At 59.8% G+C, this 17,128-nt stretch carries 19 protein-coding genes and 1 tRNA gene; 14 read left to right on the forward strand and 6 right to left on the reverse strand.

All coding sequences use genetic code 11. The features are described 5' to 3' along the window. Nucleotides 1-13: 13 nt before the first annotated feature. Together EI969_RS18925 and EI969_RS18930 are read right to left on the reverse strand one after the other, a co-directional pair. Nucleotides 14-835 carry an HDOD domain-containing protein gene (locus tag EI969_RS18925; protein ID WP_160389134.1) on the reverse strand — a complete coding sequence of 274 codons (822 nt, stop codon included), beginning with the start codon at nucleotides 833-835 and terminating at the stop codon, nucleotides 14-16. 34 nt (nucleotides 836-869) lie between these two features. Beyond that, the gene (locus EI969_RS18930; protein WP_160389135.1) at nucleotides 870-1,811 is read right to left on the reverse strand and encodes a folate-binding protein YgfZ; all 942 of its coding nucleotides are present in this window, start codon (nucleotides 1,809-1,811) and stop codon (nucleotides 870-872) included. Between the two features lie 149 nt (nucleotides 1,812-1,960). Between EI969_RS18930 and EI969_RS18935 the strand changes: the two genes are divergently transcribed. Then, a complete protein-coding gene (locus EI969_RS18935; protein WP_150717785.1) occupies nucleotides 1,961-2,215 on the forward strand; it encodes a succinate dehydrogenase assembly factor 2 in 255 nt (84 codons plus the stop codon). After that, entirely contained in the window at nucleotides 2,199-2,651 is a 453-nt protein-coding gene (locus EI969_RS18940; RefSeq protein ID WP_160389136.1) for a protein YgfX, read from the forward strand. Before EI969_RS18935 ends, EI969_RS18940 begins: the two co-directional genes overlap by 17 nt. Here the strand turns inward: EI969_RS18940 and nadB are convergent. Continuing rightward, nucleotides 2,620-4,236, reverse strand: a complete 1,617-nt coding sequence (nadB, locus tag EI969_RS18945) for an L-aspartate oxidase (protein ID WP_160389137.1) — start codon at nucleotides 4,234-4,236, stop codon at nucleotides 2,620-2,622. The two genes, EI969_RS18940 and nadB, sit on opposite strands and share 32 nt — an antisense overlap. Before the next feature lie 551 nt (nucleotides 4,237-4,787). Here nadB and rpoE point away from each other — a divergent pair. The 4 genes from rpoE (at nucleotide 4,788) to EI969_RS18965 (ending at nucleotide 8,559) form a co-directional block, all read left to right on the forward strand. After that, nucleotides 4,788-5,369: an RNA polymerase sigma factor RpoE gene (gene rpoE / locus EI969_RS18950; RefSeq protein ID WP_003172477.1), complete on the forward strand. Its 582-nt coding sequence runs from the start codon at nucleotides 4,788-4,790 to the stop codon at nucleotides 5,367-5,369. A 31-nt stretch (nucleotides 5,370-5,400) separates the two neighbouring features. Beyond that, the gene (locus tag EI969_RS18955; protein WP_160389138.1) at nucleotides 5,401-5,988 is read left to right on the forward strand and encodes a sigma-E factor negative regulatory protein; all 588 of its coding nucleotides are present in this window, start codon (nucleotides 5,401-5,403) and stop codon (nucleotides 5,986-5,988) included. A gap of 8 nt (nucleotides 5,989-5,996) precedes the next feature. Then, nucleotides 5,997-6,956, forward strand: coding sequence for a MucB/RseB C-terminal domain-containing protein (locus EI969_RS18960; protein ID WP_160389139.1), 960 nt, complete (start codon nucleotides 5,997-5,999; stop codon nucleotides 6,954-6,956). A 178-nt stretch (nucleotides 6,957-7,134) separates the two neighbouring features. Beyond that, complete coding sequence (locus tag EI969_RS18965) at nucleotides 7,135-8,559, forward strand: DegQ family serine endoprotease (protein WP_160389140.1); 1,425 nt, start codon at nucleotides 7,135-7,137, stop codon at nucleotides 8,557-8,559. 77 nt (nucleotides 8,560-8,636) lie between these two features. Here the strand turns inward: EI969_RS18965 and EI969_RS18970 are convergent, their stop codons facing one another. Continuing rightward, complete coding sequence (locus tag EI969_RS18970; protein ID WP_160389141.1) at nucleotides 8,637-10,070, reverse strand: M48 family metalloprotease; 1,434 nt, start codon at nucleotides 10,068-10,070, stop codon at nucleotides 8,637-8,639. 98 nt (nucleotides 10,071-10,168) lie between these two features. On the opposite strand from EI969_RS18970, the gene EI969_RS18975 reads away from it, so the two are divergent. Together EI969_RS18975 and EI969_RS18980 are read left to right on the forward strand one after the other, a co-directional pair. Next, nucleotides 10,169-10,408, forward strand: coding sequence for a sulfurtransferase TusA family protein (locus EI969_RS18975; RefSeq protein ID WP_160389142.1), 240 nt, complete (start codon nucleotides 10,169-10,171; stop codon nucleotides 10,406-10,408). A 31-nt stretch (nucleotides 10,409-10,439) separates the two neighbouring features. Continuing rightward, nucleotides 10,440-11,510: an AI-2E family transporter gene (locus EI969_RS18980; protein ID WP_103394577.1), complete on the forward strand. Its 1,071-nt coding sequence runs from the start codon at nucleotides 10,440-10,442 to the stop codon at nucleotides 11,508-11,510. Between the two features lie 124 nt (nucleotides 11,511-11,634). Here the strand turns inward: EI969_RS18980 and EI969_RS18985 are convergent, their stop codons facing one another. Both EI969_RS18985 and EI969_RS18990 read right to left on the reverse strand, forming a co-directional pair. Then, the gene (locus EI969_RS18985; RefSeq protein ID WP_150717794.1) at nucleotides 11,635-12,108 is read right to left on the reverse strand and encodes a peroxiredoxin; all 474 of its coding nucleotides are present in this window, start codon (nucleotides 12,106-12,108) and stop codon (nucleotides 11,635-11,637) included. A gap of 10 nt (nucleotides 12,109-12,118) precedes the next feature. After that, the gene (locus tag EI969_RS18990) at nucleotides 12,119-12,679 is read right to left on the reverse strand and encodes a glycine cleavage system protein R (RefSeq protein WP_007979776.1); all 561 of its coding nucleotides are present in this window, start codon (nucleotides 12,677-12,679) and stop codon (nucleotides 12,119-12,121) included. 328 nt (nucleotides 12,680-13,007) lie between these two features. Here EI969_RS18990 and dapA point away from each other — a divergent pair, with 328 nt between their 5' ends. The 6 genes from dapA (at nucleotide 13,008) to EI969_RS19020 (ending at nucleotide 17,124) form a co-directional block, all read left to right on the forward strand. Beyond that, nucleotides 13,008-13,886: a 4-hydroxy-tetrahydrodipicolinate synthase gene (dapA, locus tag EI969_RS18995; protein WP_160389143.1), complete on the forward strand. Its 879-nt coding sequence runs from the start codon at nucleotides 13,008-13,010 to the stop codon at nucleotides 13,884-13,886. A 17-nt stretch (nucleotides 13,887-13,903) separates the two neighbouring features. Further along, the gene (bamC, locus tag EI969_RS19000) at nucleotides 13,904-15,019 is read left to right on the forward strand and encodes an outer membrane protein assembly factor BamC (RefSeq protein ID WP_160389144.1); all 1,116 of its coding nucleotides are present in this window, start codon (nucleotides 13,904-13,906) and stop codon (nucleotides 15,017-15,019) included. A 4-nt stretch (nucleotides 15,020-15,023) separates the two neighbouring features. Next, on the forward strand, nucleotides 15,024-15,782 hold the full coding sequence (locus tag EI969_RS19005; RefSeq protein ID WP_160389145.1) for an MBL fold metallo-hydrolase: 759 nt from the start codon (nucleotides 15,024-15,026) through the stop codon (nucleotides 15,780-15,782). A gap of 28 nt (nucleotides 15,783-15,810) precedes the next feature. Beyond that, entirely contained in the window at nucleotides 15,811-16,524 is a 714-nt protein-coding gene (purC, locus tag EI969_RS19010) for a phosphoribosylaminoimidazolesuccinocarboxamide synthase (RefSeq protein WP_160389146.1), read from the forward strand. Nucleotides 16,525-16,607: 83 nt separating this feature from the next. After that, nucleotides 16,608-16,697: transfer RNA gene (locus EI969_RS19015), tRNA-Ser, on the forward strand. Between the two features lie 235 nt (nucleotides 16,698-16,932). Further along, entirely contained in the window at nucleotides 16,933-17,124 is a 192-nt protein-coding gene (locus EI969_RS19020) for a DUF1508 domain-containing protein (protein WP_160389147.1), read from the forward strand. The last annotated feature ends 4 nt before the right edge of the window (nucleotides 17,125-17,128 follow it).

Raw genomic sequence — 17,128 nt, forward strand, 5'->3', positions numbered from 1 at the left:
CTCGCCACAATGATCAGTAAAACATCGTGCGTGTTTCTTCGAGGTCGGCGCACATCGCCTCGTTGTCGAGGTCGATTCCCAGGGCCCTGAAGGCGGGTACGCTCAAGGGGTCGATCCGGCCGATCGGGTGGTCGGTGTCCTTGTAGCAATACAGGCTGGCCACTTGCACCAGATCGGCATAATCGACCTGCGCAGTCTGGCGGTTGAAGTTCAGACAGACCCGAGGCACCTGCACCAGCATGTCGGGAAACTCCCAGACCCTGAGCAATTTTTCGCCGATAAGCGGATGAATCTGGTCGATCACATGGTTGAGGCTGACCGGGTCGGACAGCAGTTCATAGTGATCTTCGGCGTAGGTCAGGATCGGCAGTACACCGATCTGATGCACCAGCCCGCCAAGGGCTGCCTGATCGGGCTTGAGTCGGGTGTAGTTGCGGCACAAGGCGTAGCTGACGCCGGCGATTTCCAGGCTTTTGCGCCAGACTTCGCGCATCTTCTGTTCCACCACGTCGGAGCGGGCGTGGAAAATCTGCTCCATCACCAGGCCGATCGCCAGGTTGCAGCTGTAGTTGATGCCCAGGCGCGTGATCGCGGTATGCAGGTCGGTCACTTCCTGAGTCGCGCGCAACAGCGGGCTGTTGACCACTTTGATCAGACGCGCCGACAGCGCGGTATCACGACCGATCACTTTGCTCAGGGTACTGACGCTGACTTCCGGGTTTTCCGCGGCCTTGCGAATTTGCAGGGCCACTTCCGGCAATGTTGGCAGAACCAGGTCATCGTTATTGATGGCCTCAACCAAATCCTGTTGGACCTTTTCCGCCAGCTTGCTCATTTAATCTCTCTGGGTGTCGCGCCAAGTGCTGCCGTTATTGCTGGATTTCGCGATCGCGGTCCAGTTCATAAGGCAGGTCGAGCAGCTGCAGGGACGGCCCTTCGAGCGCGCCCAGGTGGATGTCGCCACCCTCTGCTGCTTCGGCTTGCAACACCGCCAGAAGCTCAATCTCTTGCCCGGTGCGGGCAGCCAGCACCACCTCGCCGATGGCGCTGCCGTGGGTCGGGGAAAACAGCGCGGTACCCGGCTCCGGCAGCTCGTCGGCGGCCAGTTGCAGGCGATACAGGCGGCGCTTGAGTTTGCCCAGGTACTGCATCCGCGCGACGATTTCCTGCCCGGTGTAGCAACCTTTCTTGAAGCTCACGCCGCCGATTGCTTGCAGGTTGAGCATCTGCGGGATGAACAACTCACGGGTGCCGGCCATGACCTGGCCGATCCCGGCGCGAACCTGGCCCAGCAGCCATTGATTCAGGTCACCTTCGCTCAGCACAGCCGCCAGCTTGCCTTTGACCGCATCGGCTTGAGCGGTGGCAACCCACAACTCGGCGCGTTGCGGCGAGACGCGGATGGCGATCAGCCCATCGTTACGCACGACGCTGTCGGTTTCTGCCGGCAGGTCCAGGGCGAGGCGGGCCAGAGCAGCGTCGCCATGATCAACACCGAAGCGCACCCAGGCGGCACTTTCGTCGGTCAGTTTCGACTTGGAAAACACCGCGTACTTTTTCAGGTCCGCCAGTTGTGGTTCGAGCAGTTCGGTGGCCATGGCCAGGAGTACGCCATCACCCTCGAGCAGGATGCGAAAACTCGATTGCATCCGGCCTTTTTGCGTGCAGCGCGCACCAAGGCTGGCCCGGGAATCGCTCAGGTAGTTGAGATTGCAGGTCAGTTGGCCTTGCAGGAATTTGCTGGCGTCCGCGCCGCGGACCGCGAGAACGCCTTCATGAGAAAGCGTGCAGAAAAAAGCAGAATCGGCCATGGGTCATCGCAGGGTAAAGAGTCTGGCTGACATCATAAGGGGGCGCCTTCGAAATGGGTAGTTCACAAAGGATCGCCGGTGCCCGACCAAAGCCGACTGTTCGACCGGGCGCGGGCCTGTATACTTGCGGCCTATTTGAGGAGCGCTCCATGGTCGAAGATGTTGAACTGAACCGCCTCTTTTGGCACAGCCGCCGTGGCATGCTTGAACTTGACGTGTTGCTGGTGCCGTTCACGAAAGAGGTTTACGCAACGCTCAACGAGGTGGATCGCGCGTTGTACGTCCGACTGCTGACGTGTGAGGATCAGGACATGTTCGGCTGGTTCATGGAACGCAGTGAATCGGAAGATCCCGAGCTGCAACGCATGGTCCGCATCATCCTGGACCGTGTCCAGCCAAAGTAACGGCTTCGAATGCCGCTGGCATGCCTCACGGCAGCTGCTGGCGGCGTATCTCCTGGCCCAGCTGTTCGCGCTGGGTTCGTTGTTCTTGCTGTCTATTCCTGTCTGGGCCGGTTTGCTCGGCGTTGCGCTGTGCGTGGCTCACGGAATCTGGCTGTTGCCCCGGCAGATTTTGCTGACGCACCCGCAGGCATTTTGCGGCCTGCGACGCGATGCCGATGGCTGGCAGTTGTGGAGTCGGGCCAAGGGTTGGCAGCCCGTGCAACTAAGGCCGGACAGCCTGGCACTGCCATTGATGGTGGTCTTGCGTTTTCGTCTGCGCGGCGAGCGTCGGATCAGGGCCATTTGCGTGCCCCGGGATGCGCAGGCGGCGGATGTGCACCGACGCCTGCGGGTCCGGCTCAAATTCAGCCGACGTAGGTGGGCGGCACCAGAATAGTGTCCAGCGCGACCGGCAACATGTCCGGATAGTCGAGGGTGTAATGCAGCCCGCGGCTTTCCTTGCGCTCCATGGCTGACAGAATCATCAGCTCGGCCACTTGGGCCAGGTTGCGCAGCTCGATCAAATCGCGGCTGACCTTGTAGTTGCTGTAGAACTCGTCGATTTCATCGAGCAACAGTTGCACGCGGTGCTGCGCCCGTTGCAGACGCTTGTTGGTGCGCACGATGCCGACGTAGTCCCACATGAACCGCCGCAGCTCATCCCAGTTGTGCGCAATGATCACGTCTTCATCGGAATCGGTGACCTGGCTCGCATCCCAGGCGGGAAGGGGGGCGGGCATCGGAATTCGTGGCAGCTGTTCGAGAATGTCCGCGGCCGCCGAGCGGGCGTAGACGAAGCATTCGAGCAGCGAGTTGCTGGCCATGCGGTTGGCGCCGTGCAGGCCGGTGAAGCTGGTTTCACCGATGGCGTACAGGCCTGGCACATCGGTGCGGCCCTGTTGATCGACCATCACGCCGCCGCAGGTGTAGTGCGCAGCCGGAACCACCGGAATCGGTTGTTTGGTGATGTCGATGGAAAATTCCAGGCAGCGTTCGTACACCGTCGGGAAGTGCATCTTGATGAAGGCTTCGGGTTTGTGGCTGATGTCCAGATAGACGCAGTCGATGCCCAGGCGCTTCATTTCATGGTCGATGGCCCGGGCGACGATGTCCCGGGGCGCGAGCTCTGCCCGTGGATCGAAGCGCGGCATGAAGCGCTCGCCATTGGGCAGCTTTAGGTGGGCACCTTCGCCGCGCAGCGCTTCGGTGACCAGGAAGCTCTTGGCTTGCGGGTGATACAGGCAAGTGGGGTGGAACTGGTTGAACTCCAGGTTCGCCACCCGGCAGCCCGAACGCCAGGCCATGGCAATGCCATCACCGCAGGCGCCGTCCGGGTTACTGGTGTAGAGATAAACCTTGGCCGCACCACCGGAGGCGAGGATCACAAAACGCGCGCCGTAGGTGTCGACTTCGCCGGTGCCGCGATTGAGCACATAAGCGCCGAGGCAGCGATCGCCTTCGAGTCCCAGGCGTTTTTCCGTGATCAGGTCAACCGCCACCCGCTGTTCCAGCAGTTCGATGTTCGGGCGTTTCCTGGCCTGGTCGAGCAGGGTTGTGAAAATGGCAGCGCCCGTGGCATCGGCGGCGTGGATGATGCGCCGATGGCTGTGGCCGCCCTCGCGGGTCAGGTGGAACTCGAATCCGCCATCTTCGTTGTTCGAGTGCTCATCGCGGGTAAAGGGCACGCCCTGGTCGATCAGCCATTGAATCGCTTCCTTGCTGTGCTCGACGGTAAAGCGCACGGCGTCCTCATGGCACAGGCCGCCGCCGGCATTGAGGGTGTCATCGACATGGGATTCAACGGTATCGGTGTCATCCAGCACGGCGGCGACACCGCCCTGGGCCCAGAAAGTCGAGCCATTGGCGAGGTTGCCCTTGCTCAGAACGGCAATGCGCAAATGACCGGGCAAGGTCAGCGCAAGGCTCAAGCCGGCAGCACCGCTGCCAATTACCAGAACATCGTGTTGAAACTGTTGGCTCATTTCAGGATTCCGCTCAAAGCGACCCGGGTCGGGGGTGGCGCAGCTGGCTGGCGAGTCAGGTCAGCCGCACAGCCCACTAGTATATAGAGGGGGGGAGCGGCACAATACCCGAGCCAGCATGGCATTGTGAAACTACTGTGACGCAAAATACCGGACGCTTCGTCGGATGTTTTTCTGCCCGTTTGGCGCGAGAATGTCTGTATCGCCGATTTAACAGTGTTTTTCACCTCACGGTTGCACAATGTCGGTTCGGCGCAGCTATAAATATTTGGAACTTTTGCCAAAGGGCCAAGATCAATAGACCAATGCCTGAAACAAGGGACAGTGTCGGCTTCAGTGCGGGATTGCAGTTTGATCCTTGCCGAAGAATCCGATGACAAGATTATTCGCGCAGCCGGGTCAACTCGCGCTGCGCTTTTCGTGCGTGCCAAATCAGAGCCCGCAGGAAACTTGCCTGGAGGGGGAGAACTTTTGCGAAAAGCCCGAGTCTATGTTTGCAAGTCTGGTGGTTTACTTCTGCAAGCCTCCTCCGAGCTCATCGAGGAGTGTTCATGCTAACCCAGGAAGAGGATCAGCAACTGGTCGAACGCGTTCAGCGCGGCGACAAGCGTGCTTTCGATCTGCTAGTGCTGAAATACCAGCACAAAATTCTCGGGTTGATCGTGCGTTTCGTGCACGACACCCATGAAGCCCAGGATGTGGCACAAGAAGCCTTTATCAAGGCATACCGTGCACTTGGAAATTTTCGCGGAGACAGCGCGTTTTATACGTGGCTTTACCGCATCGCCATCAACACGGCGAAAAACTATCTGGTTTCACGCGGCCGTCGGCCGCCGGATAGCGATGTCAGTTCCGAGGATGCAGAGTTCTACGATGGCGATCATGGCCTCAAGGATCTCGAGTCGCCAGAACGGGCCTTGCTGCGGGATGAGATCGAAGGCACCGTCCATCGAACCATTCAGCAACTGCCGGAAGATTTGCGTACGGCTTTAACTTTACGTGAGTTTGATGGTCTGAGTTACGAGGACATTGCGAGTGTCATGCAATGTCCGGTAGGCACCGTGCGCTCCCGGATCTTCCGCGCCCGGGAGGCCATCGATAAAGCCCTGCAGCCATTGTTGCAGGAAAACTAAAGACAGCGGCGACAGCCAAGAGAGGAACGCCATGAGTCGTGAAGCCCTGCAGGAATCGCTGTCCGCAGTGATGGATAACGAAGCGGACGAATTGGAATTGCGTCGGGTATTGAATGCCTGCGACGATGTTGAAACCCGTGAAACCTGGGCTCGTTATCAGATCGCTCGGGCAGTGATGCACAAGGATCTGCTGCTTCCACGTCTGGACATCGCCGCGGCCGTTTCTGCTGCCCTGGCTGACGAAGCCGTGCCGGCTAAAGCTTCCCGCGGTCCATGGCGCAGCCTGGGTCGTCTGGCGGTCGCAGCTTCCGTGACCCTGGCCGTGCTGGCCGGTGTGCGTCTGTACAACCAGGATGAGATCGCCGGTGTCGAACTGGCCCAGCACTCCACTCAACCTGCGCTGGCCGTTCCTCAAGTAAAAGGCCCTGCTGTTCTGGCAGGCTACAATGAGAGTTCGGAAGCTACCGGCCCAATGGCCAATGGCGTTTTGCAAGGTCAACCAGGCTGGCACGATCAGCGTCTGCCAGGCTACTTGCGCCAACACGCACAACAGGCTGCACTGAAAGGTACTGAGAGCGCTCTGCCTTACGCTCGTGCGGCAAGTCTGGAAAACCGTTAAGGAGGATCATGCGCGCCATACCTCTACTTTCGCTTCTGCTCAGTGGCTGGTTCATCGTTCCAGCCCAGGCCGATGATGCCCAGGACTGGTTGACCCGCCTGGGCCAGGCAGAGCAAACGCAAAGCTTTCAGGGTACTTTCGTCTACGAGCGTAACGGTAGTTTTTCTACCCATAACATCTGGCACCGGGTCCAGGATGGAAAGGTCCGCGAGCGTTTGATCCAGCTCGACGGTTCTGCCCAGGAAGTCGTTCGCATTGATGGGCATACTCAATGCGTCAGCGGCAAACTGATCGCAGGGCTTGGGGACTCTCCCAATTCCGCTGCCCGTGCACTCGATCCCCAAAAGCTCAAGAATTGGTATGACCTTGCCGTCATTGGCAAGTCACGTGTTGCCGGGCGTCCGGCGGTCATCGTGTCGCTGACACCCCGCGATCAACACCGCTACGGTTTTGAATTGCACCTGGACAAAGAAACCGGCCTGCCTCTGAAGTCTTTGCTGTTGGACGACAAGGGGCGGTTGCTGGAGCGCTTCCAGTTCACGCAACTGGATACGGCTGACGTTCCTTCCGAAAACGATCTGCAGGCCAGCAACGATTGCAAGCCGGTCAATCTCGACAGTGACAAGGCTTCTGCCGTCAAGTCTGCCCAGGTCTGGCGTTCCGACTGGTTGCCACCCGGCTTCGAGTTGACCAGCAGCACCGCTCGCAAGGATCCGCAGACCAAGACCCAGGTCAACAGCCTGATGTATGACGATGGCCTGGCGCGTTTTTCGGTATTCCTCGAGCCGTTGAATGGCGCAACCGTCACCGACACCCGTACTCAGTTGGGGCCGACCGTTGCAGTGTCCCGGCGCCTGACCACGGCACAGGGTGAGATGATGGTGACCGTCGTTGGCGAGATACCGGTCGGTACTGCCGAGCGAATAGCGCTTTCGATGCGCACCGACGCCGCTGCATCCACGCAGTGAGCCGAATTCGAAATGTTTCGTGAGCATTTCAATTTGCAAAAACTCCTTAAATTTTCTATAGGTCAGAGCCCCTCGGCTCTGGCCTTGTTTGTTGTTCCCGGAACAAAAATACCGGCGTATTGTTCCCGGTGTTCCTTGCTCCATATCGCTTAACCATGCTCGTCGTAACGGGAGCCGTATGTCGATACCACGCTTGAAGTCCTACCTTTCCATTATTGCTACCGTGCTGGTGCTCGGTCAGGCGGTCACCGCCCAAGCGGTCGAATTGCCTGACTTTACGCAACTGGTCGAACAGGCCTCGCCTGCGGTCGTGAACATCAGTACCACGCAAAAGCTGCCGGATCGCAAAGTCAACCAGCAGATGCCCGATCTCGAAGGCCTGCCGCCAATGCTGCGCGAGTTCTTCGAGCGGGGCATGCCGCCGCAATCGCGCTCACCTCGTGACCGTCAACGCGAGGCAACCTCCCTGGGCTCGGGTTTCATCATCTCTCCTGATGGCTACATCCTGACCAATAACCATGTGATCGCCGATGCTGACGAAATCCTCGTTCGCCTGGCCGATCGCAGCGAAATGAAAGCCAAGCTGGTCGGTACCGATCCACGTTCCGACGTGGCGCTGCTGAAAATCGAAGGCAAGGATCTGCCGGTGCTCAAGCTCGGTAAATCCCAGGACCTGAAGGCCGGCCAGTGGGTGGTCGCTATCGGCTCGCCCTTCGGTTTTGACCACACCGTGACCCAGGGCATCGTCAGCGCCGTCGGTCGCAGCCTGCCGAACGAAAACTACGTGCCGTTCATCCAGACCGACGTGCCGATCAACCCGGGTAACTCGGGCGGCCCGCTGTTCAACCTGAACGGTGAGGTGGTCGGGATCAACTCGCAGATCTATACCCGCTCCGGTGGTTTCATGGGTGTGTCGTTCGCGATTCCGATCGACGTGGCCATGGATGTTTCCAATCAGCTGAAATCCGGTGGCAAGGTCAGCCGTGGCTGGCTGGGCGTGGTGATTCAGGAAGTGAGCAAGGACCTGGCCGAGTCGTTCGGTCTGGAGAAGCCGGCCGGTGCGCTGGTTGCCCAGATCCAGGATGACGGCCCGGCTGCCAAGGGTGGCCTGCAGGTTGGCGACGTAATCCTGAGCATGAACGGTCAGCCAATCGTCATGTCGGCCGACCTGCCACACCTCGTTGGTGCATTGAAGTCCGGTGCCAAGGCCAATCTGGAAGTGGTTCGCGACGGCAAGCGCAAGAATGTGGAGCTGACCGTCGGTACAATTCCGGATGAAGGCGCGGAGATGGATGCGTTGCCAAAATCCAGCATCGAGCGCAGCAGCAACCGCCTCGGTGTATCCGTGGTCGAGCTGACTGACGAGCAAAAGAAAACCTACGACCTCAAGGGTGGTGTGCTGATCAAGGAAGTGCAGGACGGTCCTGCCGCCATGATCGGCTTGCAGCCGGGTGATGTGATCACCCACCTGAACAACCAGGCCATCGGTTCCACCAAGGAGTTCGCGGAAATCGCCAAGGCGTTGCCAAAGAACCGCTCGGTGTCGATGCGGGTATTGCGTCAAGGTCGTGCAAGCTTCATCACTTTCAAGCTGGCTGAATAACCGGTTTGACGGGTGAATAAAAAACCGCCTCGAAAGAGGCGGTTTTTTTGTGTCCGGACTTTTGGTCTGCGAGGGCGTCAGCCCATCATGTCCTTGATCATGCGCTCCTGTTCCATCAGTTCGCGTTGCCGCGCATCGATCCGCGAAGATAGCGGGAAGTTGCTGCCGGCCTTGCGTTTGGCGAAGTCCAGTTGCTGGATGGCCTGCCTGTAGTCCCCGACCAGCGCAAAATATTCGGCGCGCGCCTGATGCAGGCCGATGATATTGCCCGACAGGCCACGCGTCTCGGCAACCTGATACCAAACGTCCGGGTCATCCGGACGCGATTTGAGCAGGCCTTCGAAGGCTTTCTCCGCATCCGCGGTGCGGTTTTGCTTGAGTAGCAGGTCGACGCGCATCTGGTTCAGCGGGTAGTTGCCAGGGAACTGGGTAATCAACCGGTCAACCCGGGACTGTGCGTCCGGCAGGCGATTGTTGGTGATGTCCAGGTCGACCTGGGCCAGGTTGTAGATGATTTCGTTGGGGGCCTTGGCCAGCAACTGCTTGAGGTTTTCCCGCGCTTCGTTCAGTTGACCACCCTTGATCTGGGCGATCGCCAGGCCGTAGCGTGCCACGTCGTTTTTCGGGCTCTCCTCGAGCTGGGCGCGGAAGCGTTTGGCGCCGAGCCCCGGGGTTTCCTCATAGATCAGCTGTACGCGTGCGCGGATCAACTGGTAGCGCATGCTGTCTTCGATACCGCCGATTGGAAACTGTTCGGCGCGGTTGCGGGTGTCGGCGATACGCGATTCGGTGACCGGGTGAGTCAGCAGGAATTCCGGTGGCTTGGCATCGTAGCGATACTGACGCCCCAGGCGCTCGAACATGGTGGGCATCGAGCGAGGATCGTAACCGGCCTTTTCCAGATTGAGGAGGCCGATACGGTCGGCTTCCTGTTCGTTCTGGCGGGAGAACCGCCGTTGTTCCTGGATGGCCGCTGCCTGTGTGCCGGCAATGGCCGCGATCCCGGCGTCACCCCCGCCTGCGGCTGCAATCACGATGCCGGCCAGCAATGCAGCCATCATCGGGACTTGCATGCGTTGTTGCGCTTCGACACCCCGGGCAAAGTGGCGCTGCGACAAGTGAGCCAATTCGTGCGCCAGTACCGAGGCATATTCGCCTTCGGTCTGGGCGTTGAGGAACAAGCCGCCGTTGACCCCGACGATCCCGCCCGGCGCCGCAAAGGCGTTGAGCTGCGGGCTGTTGATCAGGATGAACTCCAGGCGCCGGTCTGTGACCTGGCTGGTCTCCACCAGGCGGTAAACGCTGGATTCGACGTAATCCTTGAGCTGCGGATCGTTGAGTTGCGCAACCTGACTGCGCAGCATGGCCAGCCAGGCGCGGCCGAGCTGGTATTCCTGTTGTGGCGAGACAATGGCAGAACTGGCGTCGCCGAGTGACGGCAGGTCGTCGGCGAAGCCCGGTGAGGCGAGCAGGCAAGCGAGCGTCAGCAGGGTGGGGCGCAGAAATGTCATGCACAAAGCCTTAGTCGACAAAGACCTTACTGTAGCCGGACACCGGCGTTGCGACCAGATATTCTAGGCAGCTCAACCACCTGACCCGGAGTGAAGCAATGACCGACGCTGTAGAGCATGACGTTGAACTGGACGCCAGCGGCCTGAATTGTCCCTTGCCATTGCTCAAGGCCAAGATGGAGCTCAACAAGTTGGCCAGTGGTGCGGTGCTCAAGGTCATTGCCACAGATGCCGGTTCGCAGCGCGACTTCCGCACCTTTGCCCGATTGGCCGGTCATACGCTGCTGCTTGAAGAAGAAGAGGCGGGTGTTTACCGCTATTGGTTGAAAAAAGCCTGAAACCTGCTGCGTTTGCTCCTAAGGATTATTGATGTTCAAAGTGTTACGCGACTGGATTCAGCGCTATTTCTCCGATGAAGAAGCGGTGGTGCTGGCTGTCCTGCTGTTTCTGGCGTTCACCGCCGTACTGACCCTGGGCGGCATGCTGGCCCCGGTGCTCGCCGGGATGGTGCTGGCGTACCTGATGCAGGGGCTGGTGGTGACCCTCGAGCGCCTGCGCGTGCCGGGCGGGGTCGCGGTGGGGCTGGTCTTTGCGCTGTTCATGGGGCTGTTGCTGGTGTTCATCGTGGTGGTCGTGCCGTTGCTCTGGCATCAACTGATCACGTTGTTCAACGAATTGCCCGGCATGCTCGCCAAGTGGCAGTCGCTGTTATTGCTGCTGCCCGAGCGCTATCCGCACCTGGTGTCCGATGAGCAAGTACTGCAGGCCATCGAAGTGGCGCGTGGCGAAATCGGCAAGTTCGGTCAGTGGGCACTGACGTTCTCGCTGTCGAGCCTGCCATTGCTGGTGAACATCATGATCTACCTGGTGCTGGTGCCGATCCTGGTGTTCTTCTTCCTCAAGGACCGGGCCATGATCGGCCAGTGGGTGCGTGGTTATCTGCCCCGAGAGCGGGCGCTGATCACCCGTGTCGCGCATGAGATGAACCGGCAGATCGCCAACTACATTCGCGGCAAGGTCATCGAAATCTTCATTTGCGGTGGCGTGACCTACATCGCCTTTGTCGTACTTGAGCTCAATTACGCGGCGTTGCTGGCATTGCTGGTGGGGATCTCGGTGGTAGTGCCCTACGTCGGTGCCGTGGTGGTGACCGTGCCGGTGTTTCTGATTGCGCTGTTCCAGTGGGGCTGGAGCGATCAGTTCATCTACCTGATGGCGGTCTACGGGATCATCCAGACGCTCGATGGCAACGTGCTGGTGCCCTTGCTGTTCTCGGAAGCGGTCAACCTGCACCCGGTGGCGATCATCTGCGCGGTGCTGCTGTTTGGCGGGTTGTGGGGGTTCTGGGGGGTGTTCTTCGCGATTCCCCTGGCGACGCTGTTCAAAGCGGTGCTGGACGCTTGGCCGCGCAAGGAACCGGTGGTGGCGCCGCTGCTTTAGCGGTCAGGCTTTATTTTCAGTGAGGCTGATGGCCTCTTCGCGGGCAAGCCCGCTCCCACAGGATCAGCGCAGTCCTTGTGGGAGCGGGCTTGCCCGCGAAGGCGTACTGACAGACGCGGATGAATCAGGCCTTGTTCAGCGCCTGAGCAGCCGCCAGAACTGCATCAACATGCCCCGGCACCTTCACGCCGCGCCATTCCTGACGCAGCACGCCGTTGGCGTCGATCAGGAAGGTGCTGCGATCCACGCCCATGTATTCCTTGCCATAGAGCTTTTTCAGCTTGATCACGTCGAACAGCTGGCAGATGGCTTCGTCCTTGTCGCTGATCAGCTCAAAGGGGAATTCCTGCTTGCACTTGAAGTTCTCGTGGGACTTCAGGCTGTCGCGAGACACGCCGAACACTTCGGTATTGGCGGCCTTGAACGCAGGGTACTGATCTCGAAACCCCTGGCCCTCGGTGGTGCAGCCGGGCGTGCTGTCTTTCGGATAGAAGTAGATCACCACCTGCTTGCCCTTCAGGCCGGCGAGGCTGACGGTCTGCCCGCTGGTGGCGGGGGCTTCGAAATCGGCAACCGGTTGGTCGATGGCAACGGCCATGAAAGCTTCCTTACATTGGGTTCTGTGGGCGCCAGGGTTCGATCAGGGCGTCGAGGTTCAGCGCGTCGGCAAAATCCAGGAACTGATCGCGCAGCCAACTGATCTGCACGCCGGCCGGCAAGGTCACGGTAAACGTGGCGTTGAGCATGGTGCCGCCGGTCTGCGGAGCCTGATAGGTGTCGCAGGTCAGGTTTTCCAGCTCGACGTTGTGGTCCATGAAGAACTGGCACAGCTCGTTGATGATGTCCGAGCGGTAGGCCGAGCTGACATAAGCGACGTACGGCAGGGCCTGTGGACGGTTTTCCAGGGCGGCGCTGCGTACCACGTTGACCGTGAACGCATGACGCTTGGCCAGCACTGGCAGGCTGCCTTCCAGGCGCGCCAGGGCATCCCAGCTACCGGAGATTTCCAGCACCAGCGCACTGCATTCGCCATGACGGGTCAGGCGGGAGGTGACCACGGCGCAGCGGTTTTCATGGCTGGCGCGGCACAGGACGTTGGTCAGCTCCATGGGGTTGGCGCCGAGGGCACTGATGACAAGGAATTGTTCGCGAACTGTGGGGGTGGACATGCAGCATTCCTAAAGCGATGAGCGGTCGGTACATCAAAGGGCTGATTTGCCGGGAGCGAGCCTGCGGATGCGAACTCAGAAAGCCCCGAGTGACAGCTTGCACCGTGCTCCGGCAGGGCGGGAGCGAGACGTGGCAACGCTGGATCAGGACTTGTGATGCCGAAAATGGAGGCTGGAACCCGACGGACGAGCTTGTCTGTACCGATCAAAGTCTGAAGGGTAGCGAAAACCGGCGCCAAGGGGAATGGCGGCAGCACAGTACTTCGCTTGTGCAAGCAACTTGGCGCCAGTACCATTACGGCTCTCTTTTTCCGGCAGGAGCGGTTTCATGATTGCGGGCAGTATGGTGGCACTGGTCACACCCATGGATGCACAGGGGCGTCTTGACTGGGACAGCCTCAGCAAACTCGTGGACTTCCACCTTGAAAACGGCACCCATGCCATTGTCGCCGTCGGTACCACCGGCGAATCGGCGACCCTTGATGTCGATGAACACATCGCCGTCATCAAGGCAGTGGTCAAGCAGGTCAATGGTCGCATCCCGGTAATTGCCGGCACCGGCGCCAATTCGACCCGCGAAGCTGTCGAATTGACCCGCAATGCCAAGGAAGCCGGCGCCGACGCCTGCCTGCTGGTCGTGCCGTACTACAACAAGCCGACCCAGGAAGGCCTGTACCTGCACTTCAAGCACATCGCCGAAGCGGTCGACATCCCGCAGATCCTCTACAACGTTCCCGGCCGCACCTCCTGCGACATGCAGGCCGAGACCGTGATCCGCCTGTCCACCGTGCCGAACATCATCGGTATCAAGGAAGCGACCGGCGACCTAAAGCGCGCCAAGGCCATCCTCGACGGCGTGAGCAAGGACTTCATCGTCCTGTCCGGCGATGATCCGACCGCGGTCGAGCTGATCCTGATGGGCGGCAAGGGCAACATCTCCGTCACCGCCAACGTCGCCCCGCGTGAAATGGCCGATCTGTGCGAAGCCGCCCTCAAGGGTGATGCCGAGACTGCGCGGGCAATCAACGAAAAACTGATGCCGTTGCACAAGGACCTGTTCATCGAAGCCAACCCGATTCCGGTGAAGTGGGCTTTGGTCGAGATGGGCCTGATGCACCAAGGCATTCGCCTGCCGCTGACCTGGCTGAGCGCACCTTGTCACGAAACGCTTCGCACGGCCCTGCGCCAGTGCAGCGTCCTGGTTTAATTGAGGAAGTACAACGCATGAAGCGAATGGCCGGACTTTCCGCACTTGCCTTGATTATCTCCAGCACCAGTGGCTGCGGATGGGTCTGGGGCCCGGAAGGTTATTTCCGTGACCGTGGTAGCGATTACCTGGAAGCGCAACAGACTGCACCGATGCAAATTCCGCCGGATGTGCAAACCGCCAAGCGTCTGGATCCGCTGTTGCCGATCCCGCGCAACGTGGCCGATGACACCGCCACGGGCGAATACATCGTTCCTCGTCCGCAGCCGCTGACGGCGGCTGCCGACGCCAGTGCCTACTCGCTGCAGAAGAGCGGCGGCACCAGCTCCATCCTGGCGCAGAACCCGCCGGCCGAAGTCTGGCCCGTGGCCGTTCAGTTCTTCCAGGACAACGGTTTCCGCCTGGATGAACAGCGTCCGCAAACCGGCGAATTCACCACGACCTGGCAGCATTCCGACGAACTGTCCGCCGCCGTGGCCAAGCGCCTGAGCGCGGCCGGCGTCAGCACCGACAGCGAAACCCGCGTGCGGGTGCGCATCGAACCAGGCGTGCAGCGCAACACCAGTGAAGTCTACGTGGTCAGCGCCGAGCGTCCTGCCGGCAGCACCGCCGACGTCGAGTTCACCAACCGTTCGGTCAACACTGGCCTGGACGCGGCACTGGTCGACGACATGCTCGCGAGCATGAGCCGTATCTCGGAGAAGGGCGGTTCGGTCTCCATGCTGGCTTCGCGTGATTTCGACGCACCCAGCCGTGTCAGCCTGAGCGAAGACGGCAGCGGCAACCCTGTGCTGAACGTCGGTACCGACCTCGACCGTGCCTGGTCGAGCGTAGGTCGTGCGCTGGAGCAAGGTGAATGGCGCGTTGAAGACATCAACCGCAGCCTGGGCCTGTACTACATCAACCTGGCCGAAAAAGCCGAGAAGAAAGACGACAAGCCTGGTTTCTTCAGCAGCCTGTTCGGCAGTGCGCCGAGCAAGGAAGAGCAGGAAGCCCGTGCCGAGCGTTATCAGGTTCGCCTGAGCAAGGTTGGCGAGAACGTCCAGGTCACCGTCGAGAAGAACATCAACACCGTGGCGCCGGCAGATGTGGCGCGTAAAGTGTTGAGCAAGATTCAAGACAACCTGGGCTGATCCTATGCGTTTTGCCGTTCTCGGCAGCGGCAGTCAAGGGAACGGCACGCTGATAGCCAGCGCTGATACGTATGTATTGGTCGATTGTGGTTTCTCCCTGCGGGAAACCGAAAAACGCCTGCTGCGCCTGGGTGTGAACCCTGCGCAGCTGAGCGCGATACTCGTGACCCACGAACATGCCGACCACGTGCATGGCGTGGGTTTGCTGTCTCGGCGCTACAATCTGCCTGTATACCTCAGTCGCGGGACCTTGCGCGGGATGCGCAAACCGATAGAACCCGCAGGCTTTGTGGCCGGCGGCGAGCAACTGCAGATCGGCGACTTGAGCATCGACGTCATTGCCGTGGCCCATGATGCTTTGGAGCCGACGCAATACGTGTTCAGTGACGGGGAGCGGCGTTTCGGCCTGCTGACCGACCTGGGCTCGTACTGCAACAAGGTGCTGGACGGCTATCGCGACCTCGATGCATTGATGATCGAGGCCAACCACTGCCGTGACAGGCTGGCTCGCGGTCACTACCCGTACTTTCTCAAGCAGCGGGTAGGCGGTGAACTGGGACATCTGAACAACCATCAGGCGGCATTCCTGGTGGCCGAGTTGGGCTGGAAAGACCTGCAACACCTGGTCCTGGCCCATCTGAGCAGCAAGAACAACCTGCCGCAGCTGGCCCGGCAATGTTTTGTCGACACCCTCGGGTGCGACCCGGACTGGCTGCAACTGGCCGATCAAGATTCAGGGCTCGACTGGCGCCACATCGCCTAGCCCATCTACTTAGCAAGCGGAGCCCATCATGGAAAAACGTGAAGAACTCTACCGCGGCAAAGCCAAGTCGGTTTACAAGACCGACGACGCTAACCGTTTGATCCTGCTGTTTCGCAACGACACTTCGGCGTTCGACGGCAAGCGTATCGAACAGCTCGACCGCAAAGGCATGGTGAACAACAAGTTCAACGCCTTCATCATGCAGAAGCTCGAAGCTGCCGGCGTGCCGACCCAGTTCGACAAACTGCTGGGCGACAACGAATGCCTGGTCAAGAAGCTGGACATGATCCCGGTCGAGTGCGTCGTGCGTAACTACGCCGCCGGCAGCCTGGTCAAGCGCCTGGGTGTCGAGGAGGGCTTGAAACTCAACCCTTACACCTTCGAGCTGTTCCTGAAGGACGACGCCAAGGGCGACCCGTTCATCAACGAATCCCACGTCGTGGCATTCGGCTGGGGCACCGCCGAGCAACTGGTTCGCATGAAAGACCTGTCGCTCAAGGTCAACGAAGTCCTGAGCAAACTGTTCGACGACGCCGGCCTGCTGCTGGTCGACTTCAAGCTGGAATTCGGCGTGTTCCACGACGGCTCCATCGTCCTCGGTGACGAGTTCAGCCCGGACGGCTGCCGTCTGTGGGACAAGGCCACCAAGAAGAAAATGGACAAGGACCGCTTCCGTCAGGGCCTCGGTGACGTCATCGAAGCCTACGAAGAAGTCGCCAATCGTCTGGGCGTACCGCTTTAACCGACGCAAGCATCTGAAAGCACAGAAATATTTCGCTTAGGGGGTTCGCTTCCGGCGAAAGTGTTGTTATGATGCGCGCCGTTGGAGAGATGCCAGAGTGGCCGAATGGGACGGATTCGAAATCCGTTGTACCTTCACCGGTACCTAGGGTTCGAATCCCTATCTCTCCGCCATTACATGGAAAAAGCCCCGTAGCTGAAAAGTTACGGGGCTTTTTCGTTTCTGAAGTTTTTTCAGTAGTTTTCGCTGCCGGTGGCCCGCCCCCGAATCCACTGGAAGCCCCGTCACTCAGGGTGTCAGGTGCGAAATATCCCCTGACATTGAAAATAGCCGCCCTGGAAACGCCTCCTCTACTCTGCTTGCGCAGGTTACTGACCTGCAGTCACCAGCAATCGCAAGGAGCGAGCAATGTATTTTGAGATTTACAGGCAAATCCGCGGCACCCTTCTGACTGGCAGGGGCCAGTGGCGGTGGCGGTTGAAGGCGGGGAATCATGAAACGATTGCCAGCGGGGAGTCTTACGTCAACAAGGGCGATTGCATGCATGCAATCAACTTGATCAAGGGGACCTGCGAGCAGACCCCGATCAAGGAAATCTAGTTTG

Source organism: Pseudomonas sp. PB101, from assembly GCF_009764265.1.
Taxonomy (GTDB): Bacteria; Pseudomonadota; Gammaproteobacteria; order Pseudomonadales; family Pseudomonadaceae; genus Aquipseudomonas.